Consider the following 24,410-nt stretch of genomic DNA (forward strand, 5'->3'; position numbering starts at 1 on the left):
GCACCCGGAGAGGAAATCCCTATGATCTACCCCCCGCCGCGTGCTCGAAATAAATCGTCTTATCGTCTAAAAGAGACTTCCGCCAGATCTGGCGCAGACTTCTAATTTTTTCGCATCCGATATATTTCGCCTGCAAACAGAAATCGAGTTATTCATAGCAGACGTCATCGCAGCCTATCCGACGGCTTGCCGCACCTCCGTACGCTGCCGCACATCCGCATTTTTCGCACCAACTGGGTCTTGCGCAATTGCGATGTGACTATTTCGATCATTTCGAACAAGCGCCCGTATAGCGTGAAAACACCGACAAAAGCTGGCGGAGCAAACGGCACCGAATTCGCGCAACCGCACGCAAAGGTGCTAGCGCTTCGTCACGAAATGCCAGAGCGCCGCACACTCGGTCTCGGATATCCGGTAGTGAGGCATGGCTTTGCGCAACATCACGTTGACCGGGTCGATGCCTTCCCTCAGCGCCCTGCAGAACGTTGCCTGATCGTAACTGCTCGCCGGACCGTCCCTTCGACTCTTCGCAGGAAACAGGTTGCCGGCGGTCAAGGGTGGTGCGAATGCGTCGCCCGAGCCGGTTTGCGAATGGCAGTTCGCGCAACGCGTGGTCGAGCCGGGCAACAGACGATCGTCGTCGCGCAATTGCGCCTCAACCGAATGCTGCCCGTTGAAGATCGAACACCCGAGATCGTTCGACTCACAAAGCGGCGCGCCATGCGCGACATACGTGATGTTCGCCAGCACCAGCACCAGCGCCAGTGCACGCGCCGCGGTTCGCCGTGACCGTAACGCCATCACTGGATCTGCACCGTGCGCGAAACGCTCGGCACGCCCTTCGCGTTCAGGCCAAACAGCATGTAGTAGCCAGGTACGACGACACCCGGATCGGAAGGAATATTGATCAGATATTCGCCCGCCGTTCCTACCGTGAAAGTCACGGGTACTCGCCGCTGCTCGTTGTTGACCGCGTGGGTCGACGAAGACATGCGCATCAACGCAAAGGCCTTGATGCCACTGCTGCCCGTTACGGCGATCGATGTCCCGAGCTGTGCCGTAGTGGGCGCGGCTGTGAGGGTCGGTCGTGTTGCCGCCGAGCCGTCCGCGTTGAGCAGGTACGGCGGCGTCAGTATTTCGAGGTTCGTATGGTTTGTCGAGCAGGTTCCGCACAGTCCACCGCCACCACTCAGTACGCGACCGTCCGACAACAGCAGTGCGATGCTGTGATAGTTACGCGGCACGGCTTGCGGCGGGAGCACCGAGAAAGTCTTGGTGGTAGGGTCCCACAACTCTGGCGCCAGCACGGCGGTGTCGTCCGAAAACGTTATCGGGAACGCCTCTCCACCCAGGACTACCACCTGACCGTTCGGCAAGACCACGCTGGTGTTGAAGGCGCGGCGGTAATTCATCGGCGTAAGCGTTTGAGTCACCGCGGTGCCGCTGCTGATGTCGATTAGCGTGGCGTCCGCAGTCGCGTTGGCATACTCGTAGCTCGGCGCACCGCCTACAGCCAGGATCTTGCCGATATCGTACATAACGGCGTTGCCGTTCATCGCATCGGCATCGCTGCCCCGGTTGCCGGCAGGCGTCACGCTGCCCGCGCCGGCGGTATCGAACCAGTGCATGGCAACGCTCGGACCAGCGTGGAAGACTCGCCCATTTGCCGCCGCAAACAGCCATGCATGATTGTCGGAGCGGAAAATGCCAGCCGCGTCGTTCGTGAGGATGTAGTCGGCGAGAATGGCGCTATTGACCTGCCAACCCGTACTCGGTGACCAGGTTTCGCCGGTCTTGCCGCCCTCGCCTCCGTTCCACGAGCCGCCCACCAGGAATACGTTGCCATTGCTCAACGTTACGCTGCCGTGGTAGGCGCGCGGAATAGTCATTAGAGGACCCGACGTCCATTTTCCAGTCGAAGGCGTGTAGAAACTCGTCGCGTCGCTGCTCGAGCCACCAGTGACGTAAATACGGCCATCCGGAAGATTGACGATGCCTGGGCAGAACATATCGTGGCCGGTATTCGTCACGAGAACCTGTTTGCTCGTGCCGGTAGTCGGGTTAAAGATTGCGGTGTATGTGTTGCCGGGGGTCACTTCGCCAGACGTAAAGTCCAGCTTCTGGTCGGAGGACCACACTACCACGTTGCCATCGGGCAGATTCGCCGCAGCTGCCGGCACGATCGACAGGTTATAGGGTGTAGTCCACTTCGCCGGCAATGTTTTCGCGGTCATGCCGCTGATCTGCCACGTCTGCAGAGCGGCTCCGCTGCAAGGCTGCTGCGTGATCTTCGAGCCCTGCGCCGTGAGGCTGGCAGCAGCCAGACACAGGTGACTCTGCGACGCGACGATTGCAAAGCCGCCACCTTGCGGGATCAGTTGAAAGCTTTGATTCGCCTGGCCATTGCAGGTCCACTGGTCCGCCCCAGCGCCGGCATCCATGCTGACACCGTAGATGTCGAGGCAAAGGTTGCTGTTGACGTTGACGAACTGATAAAGCCCATTGTTCTGCGTTAGTGTCCAGTGCTGGTTATTCCCGCCATTGCACGTCCACTCGATAACCGAGGCGCCAGGCGTCTTCGATTCAGCGTTCACGTCGGCGCACAAGGTCGTGCCGTTGACGGTGAGCGTGCTCGATGTCTGCGCGTCGGCAGCTGTGGAGAACATCGAAAGCGCCGCCATGAATGTGATCAGCAGCAACGCTTTCACGCACCTGTCGAACAATTGCGAGAGGATCCTAAACGATCGGTTTTGTGACATAGCCTCAGTCCAGTAGGTTACACATGCCCTAATGCGCCCAGTACATCGCAAATTTGATCCGCGCGAGGCAGGTCGTCACTTCGCCAGCGCAACATTGCATTCGCATCGAAGCAGTAGATTTGGGTCGAGTGATCGGCAATGTTGCCGAGTGGCAGGGTGCTGCCCGAAAGCGCTCTGCGCATCCGGTCGACGTCCTGCAACGTCGGCGTGGCCGCCCGCCATTCGGGTCCGGCCTGGAAGCGCATGAGCCATGCGTGCAGCGCGGGCGGCGAGTCGGAAAGCGGATCGATTCCGATTGACACCAACTGAACGGGGTAGCGGTGCTGTAACTGCGAAATCCGTTGCTGAACGGTGCTGAACAGCGCACCCTGCAAAGGACAAACGGAAGTGCATCCTGTGTAAATCGTCTGCAACGCAGTCACTTTCTGACGCAACAGGTCGGTTAGCAACCGTTTCTGGCCGCTTTGATCGACCAGCCAGAAGTCGTCGAGACGAATAGGCGGTGTGACGAGTCCTACGCTTGCGTGCTGCGCGTATAGCGGAAAAGAAACGCCTGCTAACGCCGCGGCCGATACGCCACGCAACAGCGCGCGACGCCCCGGACTTCGGACCGGCGCGCACGCACGCAACGCCGCGCGAGTCAGCGCGTGTTGATGGAACATGACTATGATCTCCCGCAACGTGTAATGGCTCGCAGAACCATTCGTCGCCATCTTTTATTGCGTGTTACCCGCGCGATAATGCGCACGAGTCGCGCGACGGCTACGTTCGCTTTCTAATTTCGAATTAACGGCATTCGGGAGCGTAGCAGAGAACCTTCCGGAAAATGACAGCGTCAGGCCCGCGACTTGCTCCGCTTTGTGAGGTCGGACACATAACAATGAAACTTCAAAAACTGGGTGCTTTAGAAAGCCCGAGCAGAACCCTATGTCGTCCTGAGATTCGTCGTGAGGCGGCGGAAATGGCGAAGTCGCGAAAATGGATTGCGCGCTCAAACGTGACGGCAAGACGCGTCAGGCAGGCGGACCAGGTCGGCCTGGCCGAAGAGACTCGGCTGACCGTTACCGAACTGCCAAGCCCTGCTCCTACAACGAAGGGGTTGCCCAACAAGGTCTCAGCATCGGCACGATGGCAAGTCCGCGGTGGCGAATAGCAAGCAGCGCCGGTGTTCTGGCGGCTTCGAGTTTCGCCGCGACCACGGCGAGCCATTGCGCGTGTTTCGCTGGCGATGATATGCAGGTTCCGCGCGCCTGGCTCCCGACCGTCTCCTTGTTCCAAAGCACAAAGTCAAACCGTGGCAAAATTCGCATTCCGCGATTTATTTGATGCGAGCGGTGCGGCGCATATAAATGCCTCGGCAGCATTATTTTTCTTTCTAAAACCATACCGGAACATTTAATTGTCATTTAATTAGGTCCCGAGCCATCCGATAAGAACCATACATTGACGGAAATTAAAGCACCCCGACTGTCTAAAAGCGACAAGTAACAATTTTGTAACGGTTTTTTTGTTTTTTTGTGAATCTCGAACTCGGGCGTGAGAACGCGTCTGGATAAGCGTGGGAAGGGAGGAGGGACACGTTACCGATAGGATCACATAGCACAAATTTCGTTGTTACGCTTAGTTACGTCCGATGGGGAAAGAATTGTTCCAATTCTGTATCATTCGTATTCATCAGATCACTCAGGGAAAACCTTGTCGATTTTAATTCAATTGGAAAAACTTCGCAATTTGCGACGAATTACCGAATCTTCCGATTGAAAATGATGAAAGCGGGTTTTCAGTAGGTCGCATTAAATCTGAAGATTAAGCGCGATTAGTGCCCCACGCGAGTGCGGCAGCGGGCGGCTCTTGAAAAAAGCCGGTCATTATTCAGTTCTACTTCGTGTTGTTGCGTATTTTTTCGTGGCGACGTCCTTATCACGCGAACGTTGTTCGTTTTAGCGGCCAGGTTCCATCGGCCTGATAGACAGATGTCCTTCTTCAGCAGACTCTCTCCAAGACTAAAACCGTCATTTCGTCGGCTTCCCCAGATCGCAAAAACTGCTTCGGCGCTTGCATTTATCGCAGGCGTACTAAGCCTTGCAGGTTGTGGCGGTGAAACAAGCGATGATGGCAGCACCGCGTCCGTGACCGCCAACTCCCTGCCTGCCGACACAGTCGCGAACGCGGCTACAGATCCGTACAGCAACGGCGTAGTGCCCCCCGACAATGGCTCTCCGCCGGTTCAGGCGAACGGTCAGCCTTATAACCGCGCCCTGGTGCAACGGGCGGGACAAGGCGATTGAACCGTTTCGCGACGATCGATACGAAACCCGCATATCTCGTGCAAGAGCATTTTCAATCGTGATGTCAGCGACCGTTGACTCACGCGTTTGACGTGTTTGCGTTACGTATGCCATCGCTTCAGGCACTGATGGTCATCGGCAAACGTAATTCCAACGTTCTCGGCCCATCCCCGGTCAGTAGCAATTTATAGCTAAGCCATGAAACTCAGACTCTACTCACTGTTCGCCGTTTTAGCCCTGTTGTGCGGGCAATCGATGCCAGCGTTCTCCCAGACGACTTCGACCGCCGCCACCGCCAAGCAACTCGCGGCGCTGCAGCCGCCGCCCACCGGAAGCGGAAATGACCGTTTTGCAATGGACGTGAACTGCAATCTCTGGAGTGCGGATCAGACGGCGCTGAACGAATGCTCAAAGGACCTGGATCTGATTGCCGGATTGGGCGTCGGTACGGTTCGCCTCGGCGTTTCGTGGGACTTCATGACGCTGGCCGACGGCAGCACGCTGGACCCCAACAAAGTGGCCTTTCTGAAGTCGCTTCTGAACGCCGCGCGCACGCGCGGCATGAAGATTCTTTTCCAGGTGGGCATGTACGCGCCGTCTAGCGCATACCAATGCCCGGCCACCAAAAATCCGCCGACCGCATCGTCACCGCGACTCGACTTCTGCGACGCGACGTTCACGAAGTATCTCGGCTCGCTCATGGACGTCGTTCTGCCCTTTACGGCTGACATCGAACTGTTCAATGAGACCAACTGGTCGTTCTCCGCTTCGGACCCGTCTTACGGCGATCCGAACGGTATCTCCGGATACATTCTGAATCGCAGCAAGACGCTCTATTCGGAAGCCAGGCAGATCCTGAACACGAAAAGCCAGTCGGGCTACAAAACGGTTCTGCACACTCAGGGCATCTCGTACTTCTACAACTCGGCGTACCCGAATAACGGCTGGAAACCGCCCGCGGGCAGCGAGCTGATCCAGGCGACCGACTACATCAAGGCAATGGGTAACAACACGAAGAGTGCTTCCAGCCCGTTGAACACCACGATCGATGTCGTCGACGTTCACCCCTACTTCGGCAGCGCCGAATACGACATGATGGTGCAGGCATTCATGACCACGGTGTCGAACCTCGTCAGCAGTGGCGCGAAGCCGATCTGGCTGACCGAGACCAACAATGGCACCAACGGTACGGACGCCGGACAAACGGCCGCATTCAACCAGTTGAAGGTTCTGATGAACAACGGTTCGGTGGCAAAGGCGTTCTGGTATGTCGTGCGTAACGGCGATCCGAGCAATGGCGAAGGCGACGGCTATTCGATCTACGACTACAACCGTAACCTGATTCGTCCGCAGCTGGCAGCCGCGATTCAGGCCTACACGGCGACCATTCCGCGTTCGCAACGCTTCCTGTCCGGCTCTTACCTGACTGCGATCAAGTAAGCCTGCCTGCTGTAACCCATGAATGAACGGAGCGCCGACTATGGCGCTCCTTCTTTTTTCCGTTTTGGTCGGGTTGACAGGACCGCATCCAGTTTGAGCGCGCAGCGAAATTCCCGAGGCCGAGCTTCGCGAGGATGAACTGGCACTGTGCCAATGCGTTGCGTCAAACTCGTCGCTGCCGTAATCGAAGGAGCAGACACGGCAAACAACGCCGCGCCACCCGAGAGTCGAGAAACGCCCGATCCAGATTCGCCCTGCGTCCGGTCGCGCACGCCAGGCGGCATATTCGCCCGACAGCGGACGAGTCCGCTCAGCGGCGCGTCTTTCTGCTTTTCTTCGGCTTCGGTGGGGTGAGTGCGGCGCTCCAGAATGTGGAGGTCGCGCGTTTGGCTGCCGCTGTCGTTCTTACCCGCGCTGAGTTGGCGACGGTATTGGCGCCGCTTAACCACATGCTCAGGAACGGGTTCTTCTTCGTCCACGGATTCTTCATGTCGGCCTCGATTGAACGGGACGTCGAGCGGGCGCGCTACCGATAGGTCGACGCGCTCGTTCTGCGCGTCGGTGTCGCGGCGAAAGCGGGCAAGCAATGGCTATTCCCGAACATTCGTAGCCTCTTCGCGCCATCTACCGCATCGCTCGCCCAGCAGGACGTTGCGGTAAGAAAATCACGCAGAGCGCCATGAACGAACACAGAATCACCGACGCATAGAGTCGGCTGATCTCGAGCCCACCTTGAGAAATGGGTTTGTCGAGCAGGTCCCCCAAGGTCGCGCCAAGCGGACGCGTCAGGATGAACGCCGCCCAGAATATAGCGGTCCGTGACAGCCGCGACCAGTAATAAAGCGCACCGACGATCAGCAGCCCCCCACCGAAGATCAAAGCGCCGTACTCATAGCCAAGCCCCAGACCGCCTCGGTCCGATCCCGCCACCCAATCGCCCAAGGCCGTACCCAGCGTCTGCGAAAAGAGGATCGTCACCCAATAGAACCACTCGGCTTTGGGCGTGGTTATGCTCTGCACCGCCACCGTACCTTCCGATTTGTACCAGACGCCCAGGCTCGCAAGCAGAAGCGCGAAGACGATGACTACACCGCCCGGATAGCCGACTCCCACCGAACGATCGAAGAAGTCGGCCAGCGTGGTACCGAGCGTGGTCGTTGCAACGATGGTCGCCCAATAGAGCGAGGCATTGAACCGCTCCGCCCTGATCTGCCCTGCGACCAGCCCAATAAAAATAACCGCAAAAATCGCGGTGCCGATCAGATAACCCAATTTGAGCGACATGGTCACCCAATCGCCGCCCGTTTCGCCAAGCGTCGTGGCGGCGATTTTGATGATCCAGAAGCCCAGCGTGATCTGCGGGACTTTACTGAGTGCATGCGCGCGAGTTTGCGACGGGTTGCTATTCATGTGACGTGCTCACTATTCTCATGGCTTGAACATAGGCTCAACCATCGCAGAGCAACCCTTAACAGCACCTTAAGCATCCCGCCGAATCATGTGGTCAGATTTTCCTGCGCCAATAACGGGGCGGTAACTCCGAGTCCCTTCAACGCAGTTCCAGCCACATCGGCTGATGATCGGACGAGCGGCTGTGCTGATCGACATCGCACGATGCAATGCGTGCGCTCAGGTCTTCCGTGACGAAAACGAAATCGCACGCGAATGGTCCGTCGGGCCATTGCTCGTGATCGTATAGGCCGACCGTCGCGGCACGCGGCTCGCCTGGGTGCGCGCGGGCCCACGCATCGACGAACGCCGGAGCGTCGGTGATCGGTTCGAGCATTCGGCAAAAGGCGGTGTCTTCGAATGCGCTGTTGAAGTCTCCGCACAAAATCGCGCTGACCGGGCGCGCCGTATCGGCAAACGGACTGTCCGGCTTTTCGCCACGCGCGGGAGCGCGCGCGTGAGCGCACGCCTCCTGATGCAACTCGCGCAGTCTTGCCACTTGTGCGAGCCGCTGTTTCTCCGAATAGAACTCGAGGTGCGTGCTGATGACTCGGAGCGGACCGACGTCGGCTTCGAGCACCGCTTCGAGCGCGACGCGCAGCATCGACGGCTTGGCGGGGTCCGCGGGCCACGGCAGAGAATGGCGCAGCACCTGACGAACCGGCAAACGGGTCACGATGGCATTGCCGAACTGCCGCCGATGACGGCTCGCGCCCAACGAGGGCAGATCGGAGCCGATCGCATCGAGCACGGTCATCTCCGGCAGCAGAGCGGCAAGTTCGGCGAACTGATCGGACGATGGCGCGCCTTTCAGTCCGCCGGCCGCCGGTTCTTCGTTGAAGCCGCGCGTGACTTCCTGCAGACACAGGACGTCGAAGTCGCACAACGCGCGTGCTTCCCGCACGATCCGTCCGAGGTCGACGCGGCCGTCGACGCCGCATCCCCACTGAATGTTCCAGTCGACCAGTTTCATGACGGCCTCCTTGAAAGATCCGGCTACAGTGTATCGCCGCATCCTGCGCGGTGACTCAGCGCTGGACAGGACGAGCGCATTTCAATCACACGCCTCCCCTTGTTATGAGCGTCCACAGGGTCACTGAAAGTTAGCGATGAAATTGCGCGGTAAAAATTGTCAGTGAAAGTAAGCGCCAAAAAATGCCGTGCATGCGATGAATTATGCTGACCCTCATCCGCGACCGGCTCAATTTCTTTAGAAAACAATGAATAGCTTCGATTTGTCCATCGAAACATATCTGTCCAACATACACTTCGGCCATTTCGCGACTCTATCCATCCAGGCCATCGACAACCTGTACACCTTCAAAGGCCTCGTACTCATTCCCGTGCTGTGGTGGATGTGGTTTCAGCAAGACGAGTGCCGCGAATGGCGGCGAGAAATGGTTCTCGCGACGCTTGTCAGCGGCATCGTGGCGCTCTTCGTCGGAAGACTGCTGACTCACTGGTTGCCATTCAGGGTGCGCCCCGTCTACGACACCGAACTGCATCTGCGCTTTGCCAGCGGCGAAATCAAGGACGCAGTGCTGACCAACTGGAGTTCCTTCCCGAGCGATCACGCGATGCTATGGATGGCGGTGGCCACCGGCATCTTCCTGATGTCGCGGCGCGTCGGCGTGCTGGCGCTTCTCTATACTGCGCTGTTCATTTGCCTTCCGCGCGCCTATCTCGGCTTTCACTATCCGACCGATTTGCTGGTGGGCACCGCGGTGGGAATCGTGATTACATTGGTGATGACGCGGGATGCGATCCGCGTACGCTACGCGACGCCGGTGCTGCGATGGACCGAACGCCACCCGGCGCCCGCAGCGACGCTGGCCTTTGTTCTGTGCCTCCAGCTCGTCACGCAGTTCGACGAACTGCGCAAGCTGGCGAGTGGCGTAATGAAACACCTATGATGGCGGCGATGGTTGCTCCCAGGTTTGTTCTCGTGCGACGGCGGCTGACAGCGACAGCGACAGCGAAAGCTACGCGGACACCTGAACGTAACGCGCTTCGTTCAGATCCGCGAGAAGCGTCGGACCTGTCGGTCGCCAGCCCAAACGCGCCTGCGTCTGCGCGCTCGATGCCGGCATATCGAGCGCGGCGAACATCGCCATCCATCCGAAGTACGCCTGCGCCTCGTCGCGCGCGATCGAGACGACCGGCAACTTCAGGCCGTGTCCGAGCGCCTCGGCGATCTCGCGGGCGCTAACGCCTTCTTCGCCGACCGCGTGATAGCGCGCACCGCGTTCGCCCTTCTCGATCGCGAGCCGGTACAGCCGCACGACATCCGACAGATGCCCCGCCGGCCAGCGGTTGCGTCCCTCCTCCACATATGCGCACACGCCTTTCTCCCGCGCGATCTGGATGAGCGGCGTGATGAGGCCTTGCCGGTACGGGTTATGCACTTGCGGCAAGCGCATCACCGACACGTTGACGCCCGCCTCCAGCTGCACGTTGCCGGCCAGCTCCGAGCCGATGCGCGGGTTCGGGTGACTGGTGTTGAACACCTCTTCGGTGGCCGGCTGCGCGTTATCGCGGCTGCCGACGCCCGTGCCCGACGTGATCAGAAGCGGCCGATCCGAGCCGGCCAGCGCCGAGCCCAGTGCAGCGATAGCACGCTTGTCCTTCTCGCAGTTCTCCACGAAGTGCGAGAAATCGTGGTCGAAAGCAAGGTGAACGACGGCGTCCGCCTTCGCGGCGCCGCTGCGCAGGCTGTCGGTCTCTTCGAGCGTGCCGCGATGGACCTCCGCACCGGCTGCGCTGAGAGCCTGCGCGCCCTGATCGGACCGGGTCATGCCGATGACCTGATGCCCGGCGTGGATAAGTTCGGGCACCAAAGCCGAGCCGATAAACCCGGTTGCGCCCGTCAGAAAGATTCGCATGGTCAAGTCTCCAGAATAGCCACCGACGCACTATGCGATCATTCACTATGCTATTGAAGTAGTGAGCTTATCCCGGTAAAGCGACTAACAGGTTAATCATCCCAGTGAACACCGCCCAAACCCTCGGGGACTTTCTGCGCAGCCGCCGCACGCGGCTCGATCCGGCCAGCTTCGGCTTCTCGGGCCGCAGGCGCACGCCCGGATTGCGCCGGGAAGAAGTGGCGCAGCGCGCGAATATCAGCTCGACGTGGTACACGTGGCTCGAGCAGGGCCGCGGCGGCGCGCCATCCGCCGCGGTGCTCGAGCGCATCTGCGCGGCGCTGATGCTGACGAATACCGAGCGCGAACATCTTTTCATGCTGGGCCTCGGACTCCCCCCGGAAGTGCGCTACCGGTCCACCGACGCAGTGGACCCGCGCTTGCAACGCGTGCTCGATTCACTCGATGCCAGCCCGTCGATCATCAAGACCGCGACGTGGGACGTCGTCGCGTGGAATCGCGCCGCAGCCGTGGTGCTGACCGACTACAGCGCGCTGCCGCCGGGCCAGCGCAACATCCTGCGCTTCCTGTTCGGCGATCCGGCCGTCCGGGCAAAACAGCACGACTGGGAGAGTGTCGCGCGCTTCGTCGTGGGGACGTTCCGAGCGGACGTTGCTCGCGCGGGGCTCGCTTCCGAGGTGGGCGATCTGGTCGACGATCTGTGTCGCACGAGCCCGGACTTCGAACGCATGTGGCGCGAAAACCAGGTATTCGGCCACAGCGAAGGACACCACGTTAAGCGCCTGCTGCATCCTGCGTTCGGGACCGTCGAAATGGAGTATTCGCTGTTCGCCGTCGATGGTCGGCCAGACCTGAGCATGCTCGTGTACACGCCGCTCGACGCGCGAATCGCGGCGCGCATCCGCAGTACCGTTTCATCGATGGATGAGAGTGCCAGCGCCGCGCCTTTGACCGCTGCGTGATCGGCTTTGACGCTCGAGCGCGAGCGCGGCCGCCGGATCGCACTCGGGCGACTCCGCAATTGCTCGTGGAAACCAATGAGGTTGAAGCACCTTGGGGGACAACTACCGAACTGCATCGTTCGGCCCGTTAATTGGCCGCACGGCATCGGACAAGCTTCGCGTAAGAATCACGATGACCGCCTCGCTGGCGGCAAGCCAGTTGGCGCCCTCCACGAAGGTTTCGCCGATGCGCGTACTCACCGTCGATAGCAACACCATGCCCGGGCGCGACTGCACGGTGGCATCTTCGACGCCCATGTTCAGCGCGATGAAAAGGCGTTGATTGCCGTATCGCCGTTCATAGGTCAGCACGTCGCCGTCAGCAACGACGTTCTCGATCGTGCCCCGCACGAGCGCGGCGTTGCTGCGGCGCAGGCTCAGCAGGCGCCGATAGAGCGACAACATGCTCGACATGTCGCCGTGCTGTTCGCGCACGCTCGTCGCCGTCGCAATCGGCAACCACGATTTGCCGTCCGTAAAGCCCGCATTCGCCAGCGAGCCATCCCATTGCATAGGCGTGCGCTCGGGATCGCGCCCCTGGCAAATGCCCGGTTGCCGGAGTTCCGCCGGGTCCTGGATCTCATCTGACGCGATATAGCCATCCGGCATGCCGATCTCATCGCCGTAGTAGAGCGTCGGCGTCCCTCGGAGCGTCAACAGCAGCACAGCGGCCACCCGCGCCTGCGCCGCGCCGACGCGCGATGCAACGCGCGGATTGTCGTGGTTTCCCAGCACCCAGTTCGGCCACCCGTATTCGGGCAACGCGATGTCGTAATCCCGGATCATGCGGGCGATGTTCTGCGCGACCCATCTCGCGTTGAGCAGCTGGAAATTGAATGGCATGTGCACACCTTCGCCGTTCACGCCGTAATACTTCACCAGTTGCGGGACAGTCAGGTAGATTTCGCCGATCAGCACGCGCTCGCCGTACTCGTCCAGTGTGGCTCGCATCGAGCGGACGATTTCATGCACTTCCGGCTGATCCTCCGTGTAACTTTGCAAGAGCCGATGATGTTCCGGCTCGCCGGGCCGATAGCCGGGATTGGGCGGATTGTCGCGAAACCGCGCGTCCTTGATCAACAGCCACAGCACGTCCACGCGGAAGCCGTCCACCCCGCGATCCAGCCAGAATCGCAGCACTTGATCCATCGCGCGGCGTACTTGCGGGTTTCTCCAGTTCAGATCAGGCTGCTCCCACAGAAACGCGTGATAGTAGTACTGTCCCGTCACCTCGTCCCACTCCCACGCCGAGCCTCCCATGCGGCTCAACCAGTTGTTCGGCGGCCCGCCATCGGGCGCGGGATCGCGCCACAGATACCAGTCCCGTTTCGGATCGGCCCGTGACGAGCGGCTTTCCTCGAACCACGGATGCCGGCTCGACGAATGGTTCGGCACGAAATCGAGCAGCACCTTGAGCCCAAGCCGATGTGCGTGGCCCATCAATTGCTGGAACCCGTCCAGAGTGCCGAATATCGGATCGATGTTGCAGTAGTCCGCGACGTCATAGCCAAAGTCGGCCATGGGCGACGGGTAGATGGGGGAGATCCACACCGCATCGACGCCTAGCGCCGCGACATATTCAAGCCGCGCGCTGATGCCGGGTAGATCGCCGATGCCATCGCCGTTACTGTCCTGAAACGAGCGCGGATAGATCTGATAGATCACGCCGCGTTGCCACCACGCAAGCTCCGACATTGCAATTCCTCTTGGCGATCGATCGTTTTGGCGCTATGCGCGGAACCTATGCTCAATGACCTCTGGTACAAGAACGCGATCATTTATTGCCTCTCGGTAGGCACCTTCATGGATGCGAATGGCGACGGCGTCGGCGACTTCCAGGGCCTGATGCGCAGGCTCGATTACCTGCAAGGGCTTGGCATGACGACGATCTGGCTGATGCCCTTCCACCCCTCGCCCGGACGCGATAACGGTTACGACGTTTGCGACTATTACAACGTCGACCCGAAGTACGGCACGCTCGGCGATTTCGCCGAGCTTACGCATGCGTGCGCCGAGCGGGGCTTGCGCGTCATCATCGATCTGGTGGTCAATCACACGTCCGACCAGCATCCGTGGTTCCTGGAAGCACGCAGCGATCCCGCTTCGAAGTATCGCGACTGGTATGTCTGGTCGGACGACAAACCGCCCGATGCGCAACGTGGCGTCGCGTTTCCGGGCGTGCAGAAGTCGACCTGGAGTTTCGACAAGCGGGCGAGACGCTGGTACTTTCATCGTTTCTATGATTTTCAACCGGACCTGAATACATCGAATCCGCATGTGCAGGCGGAATTGCTGAAGATCATGGGCTTCTGGATCCAGCTGGGGGTTTCCGGATTCCGCATGGACGCGGTGCCCTTCGTCATCGCGACGAAGGGCCCGAAGGTGCGCCGCCCCGTCGAGCAATATGACATGTTGCGAACGTTTCGCGAGTTTCTGCAGTGGCGCGAGGGCGATGCGATCATTCTGGCCGAAGCCAACGTGCCGCCCAAAACCGACCTCCAATACTTCGGCGACGAGGGCGAGCGCCTGCCGATGATGTTCAACTTCCGGGTCAATCAAAACACGTTCTACACGCTCGCGACGGGCAACACGAAGCCGTTGAAGGACGCGCTCCTTGCGACGAAGCCACGGCCGCCGAGCGCGCAATGGGGGGTGTTTCTGCGCAATCACGACGAACTCGATCTGGGCCGGCTGACGCCCGCTCAGCGCGCGGCAGTGTTCGCCGCGTTCGCTCCGGACCCCGACATGCAGCTGTATGGGCGCGGCATCCGCCGCAGACTTGCGCCGATGCTGTCGGGCGACAGACGCCGCCTTGAACTTGCCTACAGCCTGATGTTGAGTTTGCCCGGCACGCCCGTGTTCCGGTACGGCGATGAAATCGGCATGGGCGACGACCTGCGCCTGCCCGAGCGCCAATGTGCGCGCACGCCGATGCAATGGTCGGGCGAGCCGCAAGGCGGCTTTACCAGTCATTCAAACCCGCCCGTCCCGACGATCTGCGGCGGGGCTTATGGCTTCGAGCGGGTCAACGTGGCGAAGCAGCGACGCGATCCCGATTCGTTTCTCAACTGGACGGAGCGGATGATTCGCATGCGCAAGGAAGTACCGGAAATCAGCTGGGGGGACTTCGAAGTGCTGCCTACCTCGCGAAACAATGTGCTCGCGCTCAGTTATCAGTGGCGTAACAACTCCGTGCTGTTTCTGCATAATTTCCGCGCCGAAGCGTGTACCGTCGAATTCCGCCTAAGCTCCGACGAACCGGGTAGACAGTCGCTGATCAATCTTCTGTCCGACGACCACAGCGAGTCCGACGATGGCCGCCGCCACGCGGTGGTGCTCGAGCCGTTCGGCTACCGATGGTATCGGGTGGGCGGCCTCGGCTATCTGCTCAGGCGGACCGAGGTCTAGCTGACGAGTCGCGATCGTGCCTTCGGTCGGACCGGGTATCGGGTATCGCGGGGCGACACGGTTAAACTGATACGATCGCGTGCTTCTGGTCGTTCGCGGACTCACGCGACTTGTCGACTCACGCGAATGTTCAGCCTGCTCGACTCATCGGATACGCAATCGAATAAAGGGATGTCATGGCAAAGGATGAAATAGTCTGGGGAATTTTGGGCGCCGCAAAGATCAACGACAAGGTGGTCGTGCCCATGCACAACGCGCCGAAGTGTCGGGTGAAAGGCATCGCGTCACGCTCTCCGGAGAAGGCGCGGGAAGCCGCGGCCAGGTATGGTCTGGCTGTCGCATACGATAGTTACGAGGCGCTCCTCGCGGACCCGGAAATCGACGCGGTCTATATTCCATTACCCAATCATCTCCACGTGGAATGGACGATCAAATCGGTCGAGGCGGGCAAGCACGTCCTGTGTGAGAAGCCGATCAGCCTGGACGCTCAACAGGTTGAACGGCTGATCGCCGCGCGCGACAAGAACGGCCGATACATCCAGGAAGCGTTCATGGTTCGCACGCATCCGCAATGGTTGAAGGTGCGGACCTTGATCGACGAAGGCGCGATCGGCGAATTGCGGGCAGTGACCGGCGGTTTCACCTATCACAACACGAACGAACACAATATCCGCAACAAGAGCGAGCTAGGTGGCGGCGGTCTGCTCGATATTGGTTGTTATCCGATCACGACGTCGCGCTTCACTATCGGGCGTGAGCCACGGCGCGTAGTTGCGCTGGTGGAGCAGGATCCGACCTTCAAAGTGGACCGGCTCGGCTCCGTGCTGATGGACTTCGATGGCGTGCAGGCGAGTTTCTTTTACTCGACTCAGACCTATCCGTACCAGCGGATGCAATTTCACGGTACCAAGGGGCGAATCGAAGTCGAAATTCCATTCAATGCACCAAACGATCGACCGACGCGCCTGCTAATCAGTGAGCACAATAGCGACGGTGTCGCGACTGATCGCTGGCTGGAGCTTGCGGTGTGCGATCAATATGGCGTAGCCGCCGCCACGTTCGCGGAGGCGATCCTGAGTGGGGGCCCGCAGGCTATTCCGCTAGAAGATGCGCGCGCGAATATGCGGGTGATCGATGCCGTGTTCCGCTCGGCTCAATCGGGCGCGTGGGAGAGCATCGCCCAAGGTTGACGTGCAACGCTTGCACTTGCCGCGCTGTTCGACGCGCGGCAAGTGCCCAGTTGTCCGCTTTCGCAAAGCCATAGGCTATGGCGAGCGAAAGTGGTCTTTACCTGGCCGGCGCGGTGACATCGCAGTCGCCGCCGTGGGCACCGCTGCCAGTGTTTTTCAGCGTAAGCACGAGTCTGCTACCTCTGTTTGCCGTCATGATCTGACCATAGCTAACCGTGGGAATGAACTGGATATCCGGCGCAACCGCCACTGGGGGATTTCTCGCTCCGTCGACGGTCAGGTCGAGTTCCACGGTGATAGAGTCGATTGCAGCGCCCAGATCCTGCTTCCGGCCGGCCTGATCTTTGCGGAAATTGCACAGGCCCTGGAGAACCTGCTCGAGGGCAGTCGGGATATCGACCGGCTTGCCCGGCGCGATCGGAGGCGTGTTACAGCCGACGATCATGAACGGCAAGGTGCAAAGCGCTACGTATCGGCAGGCTCGCATCAGCTTCCCCGCTTGATCTGGTGGACGTGGTGTCTGCCATCCCCTGCTGTCGCTGGTTCAGTGCCCAGCTGGCGCACGCGAACGCAAACGCTCAATACTTGATATTCCTGGCCGCCTGACGGCCGTTCTGCTTGGTTTGCCGCTTGTCCTGCCGGCATTGCGAATTGCTCTTCTGGTCCGTGGCCCGGCACTCCTGCTTCGTGTGGCGGGAACCCTGGCGTGTCTCCTGGCGAACGTCACGTCCGGCGCGACGCTGCTGAGCCTGTTCGGTTGCCCAGGAGCTTCCCGCGCAAGCCATCACGAACACAGCCGTGACCGCGACCGCGAACTCCCGGCTCCATGAAAACATGGTGACCTCCCTGACAGATTGAACACGAGTGTGCCGACTTTGTACAAGGGTGCCACGCGTGGCTGTCGCGTCAATCGGACCAAGGTCTTAGGGTCTGTTTACATATGGAACGCACGTGCGAATGCCCGCTATCGGCCGCAGGGCAAGGAGTAAGGAGCGCTGCGTGGCCGCGCCACGTGAGCGACGCACGACGCCGCCCTGCGGCCGATAGCGGGCATTCCCCTGGAATGAAATTCAGAACTGGGGTTGCCGCGAGAAGGGCCGCTCGCTGCGTCATGCTCCTTGCGAATACGTCGAGTATTCGCGGCGTCGCAATCCTTGCGAGCGGCCCTTCTCGCGGCAACGCACGTGCGTTCCATATGTAAACAGACCCTAGGGCCTTCGCGTCGTGCGCGATCCACATGCGGCGCGCTTCGTTTTCCCAGGCGGGTCCGAACAGCCGCCGTGCTTCCGGTTCGATGAACATGAAAACGAGGATGTTGCGGTCCGCTCAACGAAGCGGTACCCCACGCGGCGGCGAACGGCGGTCCATTCAGAATGACCGTGAACCAGCCGTAGCCAGCGATTCAGCGAACGCTCACTCGTCCGCCAAAAAATTTGGATGACTTGTGCGGATCTGATCGATCTGACTCAGCGTCCCCGACAGATGCTTGCGTAGCGCTGCCTGCGCCGCCTCGACATCGCCTTTGTCGATCGCATCGACGATCTCGGTGTGATCGCGCACGACCGCTATCGTCTTGCCCTCCACCGGCAGATTCAGGCGCCGCAGCCGGTCGATATGGCCGCTCAACCTACGCACCAGATCCCATAGCTGCGGCACGCCGGCCGCCTCGTACATCTGCCGATGAAACGCCTGATCGAGCAGCGAGAACTGCTCGTAGTTCTTCAGGTCGAGCACTTCCGTTTGCCGCGCGATCGTCAGGCGCAGTTCAGCGATCAGCGTGGCGTCGCGCTGCTGCGCGAGCGTGCGCACCACTTCGAGTTCAATCGAGCGGCGCAGGAAATGCGCCTGCAGCGCGGACGTCACGTTGATCTGACTGACGACCGTCGCGTGCTGCGGATAGATGTCGACGAGACCTTCCTCGCCGAGCTTCATCAGCGCGTCGCGCACCGGCGTCTGGCTGAGCCCGTAGCGGTTCGCCAGCTCGGTGCGCGACAGCACCGTACCCGGCGTGAGTTCGAGGGAAAGGATCATTTCGCGCAGTCGTTCGAATACTTGCGGCGCGGCGTGGCGGGAGCGGTCGAGCCGGGTTACCGTCGACGAATGAGCATGGTTTTTCATGGCAGAAAACTGAAGCATGGAAGCAGGCGTGACCCGGCATGGCGGTCCGCTGAGGCACTAGTACTATAGCCGACGTGCGCCCCTTCCAGCGGGCTTGCGAGCGGAATTCCGCGAACAGTGCACATGGGTACTTACCCCAGTAACGCACTAATACATTAGTGCTTTACCATCCGTCCCATCAAACTCTTCTTGTGCCGAATGCCATCATGACTCGCGACATCACCATCACGCAGGTGCGCATCACCCCGATCGCCTTCCGCGACGGCCCGCTGCTCAACGCCGCCGGAATCCACGAACCTTGGGCGCTGCGCGCCATCGTCGAGCTGGAGACGAGCGACGGCCGCGTCGGCATCTCCGAGACCTATGGCGACGAACCGATGCTGCGCGTGCTCGAACAGGCGAAGCCGCTGGTGACCGGCCTGTCGCCGTTCGACCTCAATCGGATGGAAGAGCGCGTGCGAGCGTCGATCAAGGCGAGCCCGGGCGCGGTCGAATTCGAACTCGCGCCGGGCTCGCACTCGGCGAAGAACGCGCCGAAAGTCATCAGCACGCTCGAAGTCGCGATGCTCGATCTGCAAGGGCAGATCGTCGGCGCGCCGATCGTCGATCTGCTCGGCGGCAAGGTGCGCGACGCCGTGCCCTACAGCGCCTATCTGTTCTTCAAATACGCCGAGCACGTCGACAAGCCCTATGCGCCCGACGCCTGGGGCGAAGGCCTGAGCCCCGAGCAGATCGTCGCGCAGGCGCGGCGAATGATCGAGCTGTATGGCTTCCAGAGCATCAAGCTGAAGGGCGGCGTGTTCGAACCGGCACACGAAATCGCCTGCATGCGCGCGCTGCATCAGGCGTTCCCCGGCGTGCCGCTGCGCCTCGACCCGAACGCCAACTGGACGCTCGAAACGAGCATCGCCGCCGCCCCTGAACTCGACGAGCTGCTCGAGTACTACGAAGACCCGTGCCCGGGTCTCGAAGGGATGGCCGAACTGGCGAAGCACACGCGCCTGCCGCTCGCGACCAACATGGTCATCACGACGATGGAAGATTTCCAGCGCGGCGCCGAGATGGGTTCGGTCAAGGTCCTGCTGTCGGATCACCACTACTGGGGCGGCCTGCGCGCGACGCAGATGCTCGCGCGCATGTGCAAGCTGTGGGATCTCGGCATGTCGATGCACTCGAACTCGCACCTCGGCATCAGCCTGATGGCGATGACGCACGTCGCGGCAAGCATCCCCAACCTGACCTATGCGTGCGACACGCATTATCCGTGGCAGGAGGAAGAAGTCATCAAGGGCGGCCGCGTGGAGTTCGACAACGGCTCGGTGCGCGTGCCCACCACGCCGGGCCTCGGCGTCGAGCTCGACCGCGAGCGGCTCGCCGAACTGTATGCGCAGTATCTGTCGTGCGGCGTGCGCAATCGCGATGACCTCTCGCAGATGCGCAAGTACGAGCCGGGCTTCACCGGCAAGAATCCGCGCTTTTAGCTCCCGCTTCCAATCCGCGCCTACGAGGCCCGCGACGCGCAACGCGCGTCGCCATCGAAGGAGACAACCCCATGAGTAGCCCGATTGCCGACACGGCGCGGCCCGAGCGCGCCAGCGCGCTGGCGAGCGCGGTGCGCAAGATCAAATGGCGCGTGCTGCCGCTGTTCGTCGTGATGTTCATCGTCAACTACATCGACCGCGTGAACATCGGCTTCGTGCGCCAGCATCTGAGCGCCGATCTGGGCATCGGGGCGGCGGCCTATGGGCTCGGCGCGGGGCTCTTCTTCATCAGCTACGCGATCTTCGAAGTGCCGTCGAACATCCTGCTGCAGCGCTACGGCGCGAAGCTGTGGCTCGCGCGCATCATGCTCACGTGGGGGCTGGCCGCGGCCGGCATGGCGTTCGTGCGCGGCGAAACGTCGTTCTACGCGATGCGGCTCCTGCTCGGCGCGGCCGAAGCGGGCTTCTTTCCCGGCGTCATCTACTACTTCACGCAATGGCTGCCGAGCAACGAGCGCGGCAAGGCGATGGCGATCTTCCTGAGCGGCTCGGCGCTCGCGTCGGTGCTGTCCGGGCCGATCTCCGGCGGCCTGATGCTGATCGAAGGCGCGGGGCTGCGCGGCTGGCAGTGGATGTTCATCATCGAAGGCATGTTCTCGGTCGTGCTCGCGGGCTTCATCCTGCTGTGGCTCGACTCGAAGCCGCGCGACGCCGCGTGGCTCACCCGCGCCGAGCAGGACGCCTTGCTCGATGCGGTCGGCGAGGAGCAACGCCAGCGCGCCGCCGCGCACCCGGTCAAGCCATCGATAGGCGCGCTGCTGCGCGATCCGCAAATCCTGATCTTTTGCCTGATCTACTTCGCGGTATCGCTGACCATCTACGGCGCGACCTTCTGGCTGCCCAGCATCATCCGCAAGATGGGCCATTTCAACGATTTCCAGGTCGGCCTGTACAACTCGATTCCGTGGCTGATCTCGATCGCGGCGATGTATCTGTTCGCGATGCTCGCGGCGCGCTTCAAGTTCCAGCAGGCGTGGGTCGCGTGCGCGCTGCTGATCGCCGCGGTCGGCATGTATGCGGCCGGCCAGGGCGGCCCGGTGTTTTCGTTCGTCGCGATCTGCTTTGCTGCGATCGGCTTCAAGGCCGCCTCGTCACTGTTCTGGGTGATCCCGCAGGGCTATCTCGACGCGCGGATTTCCGCCGCAGTGCTGGCGCTGATCAACTCGATCGGCAACCTCGGCGGCTTCGTCGCGCCAGCGGACTTCGGCTTCCTCGAACAGAAGACCGGCTCGATCGAGGGCGGCCTCACTGGACTCGCGGTGATGTCGGTGGTGGCCGCCGGGGTCGTGTTCTTCTCCCGCATGAGCCCGCGCGAAGGAATGCCCGCCTCCGCGCATTGACTGCATCGAACAACCGTATAGACACTATTTCCAGAAACCTTAGGAGACACGATGAAAACGATAGAAGCCACGACGGCCGTCGCATGCACGGCCGTCGGACGATACCGATGGACCATCTGCGCGATGATCTTCGCCGCGACGACGATCAACTACATGGATCGTCAGATGCTCGGGCTGCTCGCGCCGCTGCTGCAAAAGGATATCGGCTGGAGCCAGGTGCAGTACGCGCAGACCGTGATGGTGTTTACGGTCGCCTATGCGGTGGGTCTCGCGATCTTCGGCCGCATCGCGGATCGCGTCAGCACGAAGAAGGTCTACGGCAGCGCGATGGCGCTGTGGAGTCTCGCGGCGATGCTCCACGCGGTGGCATCGACCGTGCCGGGCTTCGCGGCCGTGCGCGGTCTGCTCGGCTTCAGCGAGGCGGCCAATTTTCCGGTTGCGATCCGCACTACCGCCACGTGGTTTCCGAAGAAGGAACGCGCGCTAGCGACGGGCTTCTGGAACATGGGCGCGACGATCGGCGGCATCGTGGCGCCGGCCTTCGTGCCGATCGCTGCCGTGATGTGGGGCTGGCGCGCGACGTTCATCGCGGGCGGCGCGACCGGTTTCATCTGGTTGGCGGTGTGGATGCTGGTTTATCGGCAGCCTTCGGAGCATCCGTTGGTGTCGAAGGAAGAACTCGACTACATCAATGCGGATCGCGAGGAAGTCGTCGAGCAGAAAGTCAGCTGGTTGTCGGTGCTCAAGTACCGCGAAACGTGGGCGTTTGTCTTCGGCAAGCTGCTGACCGATCCGGTGTGGTGGTTCTATCTGTTCTGGCTGCCCAAGTGGCTCAATGAGTCGCGCCATATCGACATCGGCAACATGGGCCTGCCGCTGATCGCTATCTATACGATGTCATCGGTCGGCAGCGTGGCGGGGGGCTGGCTGTCGTCGCGTTTGATGGCGCGCACCAACAGGCCGAATTTCGCGCGCAAGCTCACGATGCTCATTTGTGCATTGTGCGTGGTGCCGATCGCAACGTTGTCGTATTTCCAGAGCCTGTGGTGGGCGGTCTTCGCCGTTGGTCTCGCGGCAGCGGCGCACCAGGGCTGGTCGGCAAACCTCGTCACGACGGTCGGCGACGTGTTTCCGAAGCGCCTGGTCGGCACGGTGGTCGGTATTGGCGGCGTGGCGGGGATGGTCGGTTCGTTCTTCTTTTCTGGCGTGATCGGCGAGACCTTGCAGCGCACCGGGCAGTATTGGGCGCTCTTTACGGTCGGCGCGTCGGCGTATCTGGTTGCGCTGGGCATCATTCATCTGTTGATGCCGCGGATGACGGCGGTTAAGTTGCGCGATTGACGTGCCGCTGGCGGGTGAAAGGGCGAGGGGACGTGGCACGGATAACTGGCGTCCCCTGCCCTTGCAACGATGCTTCCTGCCGAACTTTTGGAGCGCGAGCGCAACGAAGAAGTGTCAGAAGCAACGCGCGAGCATCTGCTGCATACTCTCGACGCGCTATCCCGCATCAGCGAAATCCTTGAACCCTGAGACTTCGCCCGCCCCAACGCCATCGCCACGAGAGGCCTTATGACCATCGATCCCTCCGTCGTCGCCGCATTCACGCCCACGGGCAAGCTGCGCGCGTCGATCAATCTCGGCAATCCAATCCTGGCCAATCGTCACGCCGACTCCGGCGAGCCGTTCGGCGTATCGGTCGATCTCACGCGCGCGTTCGCCGCGAAACTCGGCGTCGAACTGGAGTTGGTCGTCTTCGATACGGCCGGCAAATCGGTGCAGGCCGTCGGCGAGGAGCGCGCGGATTTCGGCTTCTTCGCGATCGATCCGTTGCGCGGCGAGACGATTGCGTTCACGGCGCCGTATGTGTTGATCGAAGGCTTCTACCTGGTGCGCGACGACTCGCCGGTACGCTCGAATCAGGATGTGGATCAGGCGCACAACCGGGTCGTCGTCGGCCAAGGCAGTGCGTACGATCTGTTTCTGACGCGCGAGCTGAAATCCGCGCAAATCGTGCGCGCGCCGAGCTCGCCGAGCGTCGTGCCGACGTTTATCGAGCAGCATCTGGAAGTGGCGGCAGGCGTGAAGCAGCAACTCGAGGCCGATGCGAAGCAAACTCCCGGTCTGCGGCTGCTAGACGAGCGCTTCATGGTGATCCGGCAGGCGATGGGTGTGCCGAAGAGCCGCGGCGAAGCGGCGGCTCACGCGCTGCGTTCGTTTGTCGAAGAGATGAAGGCCTCAGGTTTTGTGGCGCAATCGCTCGCGCGGCACAAGATCGCGGGAGCGTCGGTTGCGCCTGCGGCGTAGCGGGCCGCTCGAACCCGACACCGCGTAGCTTTCGAAGCTGCTGGCATAGCAGATACGCGGGGCCGCGCGATGCTTCGGCGCGGCCCCGCCACCACCTTCAGCGACGCTCAAACGAGCGTAGTCTGCACATCCACCTTACCGCGCAACGCCTTCGAATACGGGCAGGTCAGATGCGCTCGCTCGATCAAGGCGTGCGCCACGTCACGCTCGACACCGGGAAGACTGACGAACAGCCGCGCCTGAAGGAAATAAGCGCCATCGGTGGTGCCGAGATCGATCTCCGCATCGACGCTGGTATCGGCCGGCAACGACAGATGCAACGCGCGCGCCGATCAGCAGGAACCAGACCGGTTCGTCCTTCATGGCGGAATCGCGAGCCCGCGCGGCGACGGTGGCAGCCGGGCCGCGTCGCCGCTAGCGCGCACTGCTCGCGCCATGCTGGCGGCACTGTCCGTGCTGAACCGCGGCCTGGTTCGCGCGCCCCGCGTGTTCACGGTTCGCCTGGTCGCGGCTCAACTTGCCGGGCGCCTTGCGCGCAGACGACGCCACTGGCAACACCCAACCTCGCGGCGATGGCAAGGCGCTGTACAACCTTGTTCATGAGCGACCCCTCGGTTCGGACCAGCTGGAATGCCCTGTCCGTTCCGTTGCAAGCCGCGTTCCTCGCCTGAGGCGTGAGCGTGCCGACCG

Annotated in this window: 20 protein-coding genes and 1 pseudogene; 9 read left to right on the forward strand and 12 right to left on the reverse strand. The window is 61.2% G+C overall.

Going from position 1 to position 24,410, the window contains the following annotated elements:
• Positions 1 to 360: 360 nt before the first annotated feature.
• The 3 genes from OKW29_RS03945 to OKW29_RS03955 are packed head-to-tail and all read right to left on the reverse strand — an operon-like array spanning position 361 to position 3,421.
• On the reverse strand, positions 361 to 801 hold the full coding sequence (locus OKW29_RS03945) for a hypothetical protein (RefSeq protein ID WP_429290058.1): 441 nt from the start codon (positions 799 to 801) through the stop codon (positions 361 to 363).
• Positions 801 to 2,759, reverse strand: coding sequence for an RICIN domain-containing protein (locus tag OKW29_RS03950; protein WP_429290059.1), 1,959 nt, complete (start codon positions 2,757 to 2,759; stop codon positions 801 to 803). Before OKW29_RS03950 ends, OKW29_RS03945 begins: the two co-directional genes overlap by 1 nt.
• Positions 2,760 to 2,776: 17 nt before the next feature.
• Complete coding sequence (locus OKW29_RS03955) at positions 2,777 to 3,421, reverse strand: SCO family protein (protein ID WP_429290732.1); 645 nt, start codon at positions 3,419 to 3,421, stop codon at positions 2,777 to 2,779.
• 1,824 nt (positions 3,422 to 5,245) lie between these two features.
• On the opposite strand from OKW29_RS03955, the gene OKW29_RS03960 reads away from it, so the two are divergent.
• On the forward strand, positions 5,246 to 6,487 hold the full coding sequence (locus tag OKW29_RS03960) for a glycosyl hydrolase (RefSeq protein ID WP_429290060.1): 1,242 nt from the start codon (positions 5,246 to 5,248) through the stop codon (positions 6,485 to 6,487).
• Positions 6,488 to 6,525: 38 nt separating this feature from the next.
• Here OKW29_RS03960 and OKW29_RS03965 read toward each other — a convergent pair whose 3' ends face one another.
• From OKW29_RS03965 to OKW29_RS03975, 3 genes are all read right to left on the reverse strand, one after another.
• Positions 6,526 to 7,074, reverse strand: coding sequence for a hypothetical protein (locus OKW29_RS03965; protein WP_429290061.1), 549 nt, complete (start codon positions 7,072 to 7,074; stop codon positions 6,526 to 6,528).
• A gap of 37 nt (positions 7,075 to 7,111) precedes the next feature.
• Complete coding sequence (locus OKW29_RS03970; protein ID WP_429290062.1) at positions 7,112 to 7,897, reverse strand: COG4705 family protein; 786 nt, start codon at positions 7,895 to 7,897, stop codon at positions 7,112 to 7,114.
• A gap of 139 nt (positions 7,898 to 8,036) precedes the next feature.
• Positions 8,037 to 8,909, reverse strand: coding sequence for an endonuclease/exonuclease/phosphatase family protein (locus OKW29_RS03975; protein ID WP_429290063.1), 873 nt, complete (start codon positions 8,907 to 8,909; stop codon positions 8,037 to 8,039).
• A gap of 247 nt (positions 8,910 to 9,156) precedes the next feature.
• Here OKW29_RS03975 and OKW29_RS03980 point away from each other — a divergent pair, with 247 nt between their 5' ends.
• Positions 9,157 to 9,849, forward strand: a complete 693-nt coding sequence (locus OKW29_RS03980) for a phosphatase PAP2 family protein (protein ID WP_429290064.1) — start codon at positions 9,157 to 9,159, stop codon at positions 9,847 to 9,849.
• Positions 9,850 to 9,918: 69 nt separating this feature from the next.
• Here OKW29_RS03980 and OKW29_RS03985 read toward each other — a convergent pair whose 3' ends face one another.
• A complete protein-coding gene (locus tag OKW29_RS03985; protein ID WP_429290065.1) occupies positions 9,919 to 10,818 on the reverse strand; it encodes an SDR family oxidoreductase in 900 nt (299 codons plus the stop codon).
• 104 nt (positions 10,819 to 10,922) lie between these two features.
• On the opposite strand from OKW29_RS03985, the gene OKW29_RS03990 reads away from it, so the two are divergent.
• On the forward strand, positions 10,923 to 11,780 hold the full coding sequence (locus OKW29_RS03990; RefSeq protein ID WP_429290066.1) for a helix-turn-helix transcriptional regulator: 858 nt from the start codon (positions 10,923 to 10,925) through the stop codon (positions 11,778 to 11,780).
• 102 nt (positions 11,781 to 11,882) lie between these two features.
• Here the strand turns inward: OKW29_RS03990 and OKW29_RS03995 are convergent, their stop codons facing one another.
• Complete coding sequence (locus tag OKW29_RS03995; RefSeq protein WP_429290067.1) at positions 11,883 to 13,514, reverse strand: alpha-amylase family glycosyl hydrolase; 1,632 nt, start codon at positions 13,512 to 13,514, stop codon at positions 11,883 to 11,885.
• A gap of 48 nt (positions 13,515 to 13,562) precedes the next feature.
• Here OKW29_RS03995 and OKW29_RS04000 point away from each other — a divergent pair, with 48 nt between their 5' ends.
• Both OKW29_RS04000 and OKW29_RS04005 read left to right on the forward strand, forming a co-directional pair.
• On the forward strand, positions 13,563 to 15,227 hold the full coding sequence (locus OKW29_RS04000; protein ID WP_429290068.1) for an alpha-amylase family protein: 1,665 nt from the start codon (positions 13,563 to 13,565) through the stop codon (positions 15,225 to 15,227).
• A 176-nt stretch (positions 15,228 to 15,403) separates the two neighbouring features.
• Positions 15,404 to 16,417, forward strand: coding sequence for a Gfo/Idh/MocA family protein (locus OKW29_RS04005; RefSeq protein WP_429290069.1), 1,014 nt, complete (start codon positions 15,404 to 15,406; stop codon positions 16,415 to 16,417).
• Between the two features lie 97 nt (positions 16,418 to 16,514).
• On the opposite strand, the gene OKW29_RS04010 is transcribed toward OKW29_RS04005, so the two are convergent.
• The 3 genes from OKW29_RS04010 to OKW29_RS04020 form a co-directional block, all read right to left on the reverse strand.
• Positions 16,515 to 16,862: a hypothetical protein gene (locus OKW29_RS04010; RefSeq protein ID WP_084754269.1), complete on the reverse strand. Its 348-nt coding sequence runs from the start codon at positions 16,860 to 16,862 to the stop codon at positions 16,515 to 16,517.
• A gap of 133 nt (positions 16,863 to 16,995) precedes the next feature.
• Positions 16,996 to 17,253 carry a hypothetical protein gene (locus OKW29_RS04015; protein WP_429290070.1) on the reverse strand — a complete coding sequence of 86 codons (258 nt, stop codon included), beginning with the start codon at positions 17,251 to 17,253 and terminating at the stop codon, positions 16,996 to 16,998.
• A gap of 577 nt (positions 17,254 to 17,830) precedes the next feature.
• Entirely contained in the window at positions 17,831 to 18,535 is a 705-nt protein-coding gene (locus OKW29_RS04020; protein ID WP_184068489.1) for a GntR family transcriptional regulator, read from the reverse strand.
• A 206-nt stretch (positions 18,536 to 18,741) separates the two neighbouring features.
• Here OKW29_RS04020 and OKW29_RS04025 point away from each other — a divergent pair, with 206 nt between their 5' ends.
• The 4 genes from OKW29_RS04025 to OKW29_RS04040 all read left to right on the forward strand — a co-directional run bounded on the left by OKW29_RS04025 (position 18,742) and on the right by OKW29_RS04040 (position 23,720).
• Positions 18,742 to 20,016, forward strand: coding sequence for a glucarate dehydratase family protein (locus tag OKW29_RS04025; RefSeq protein WP_429290071.1), 1,275 nt, complete (start codon positions 18,742 to 18,744; stop codon positions 20,014 to 20,016).
• A gap of 71 nt (positions 20,017 to 20,087) precedes the next feature.
• Positions 20,088 to 21,416 (forward strand): MFS transporter, encoded by a 1,329-nt coding sequence (locus tag OKW29_RS04030; RefSeq protein WP_429290072.1) that lies wholly within the window; start codon positions 20,088 to 20,090, stop codon positions 21,414 to 21,416.
• A 51-nt stretch (positions 21,417 to 21,467) separates the two neighbouring features.
• A complete protein-coding gene (locus tag OKW29_RS04035; protein ID WP_429290073.1) occupies positions 21,468 to 22,757 on the forward strand; it encodes an MFS transporter in 1,290 nt (429 codons plus the stop codon).
• A gap of 228 nt (positions 22,758 to 22,985) precedes the next feature.
• Positions 22,986 to 23,720, forward strand: a complete 735-nt coding sequence (locus tag OKW29_RS04040) for an ABC transporter substrate-binding protein (protein ID WP_429290074.1) — start codon at positions 22,986 to 22,988, stop codon at positions 23,718 to 23,720.
• 107 nt (positions 23,721 to 23,827) lie between these two features.
• On the opposite strand, the pseudogene OKW29_RS04045 reads toward OKW29_RS04040, so the two are convergent.
• Positions 23,828 to 24,052: pseudogene (locus OKW29_RS04045) on the reverse strand (peroxiredoxin); the annotation flags it as partial.
• Positions 24,053 to 24,410 lie beyond the last annotated feature (358 nt).

It is taken from the genome of Paraburkholderia sp. CI3 (genome assembly GCF_050436505.1).
Taxonomy (GTDB): Bacteria; Pseudomonadota; Gammaproteobacteria; order Burkholderiales; family Burkholderiaceae; genus Paraburkholderia; species Paraburkholderia tuberum.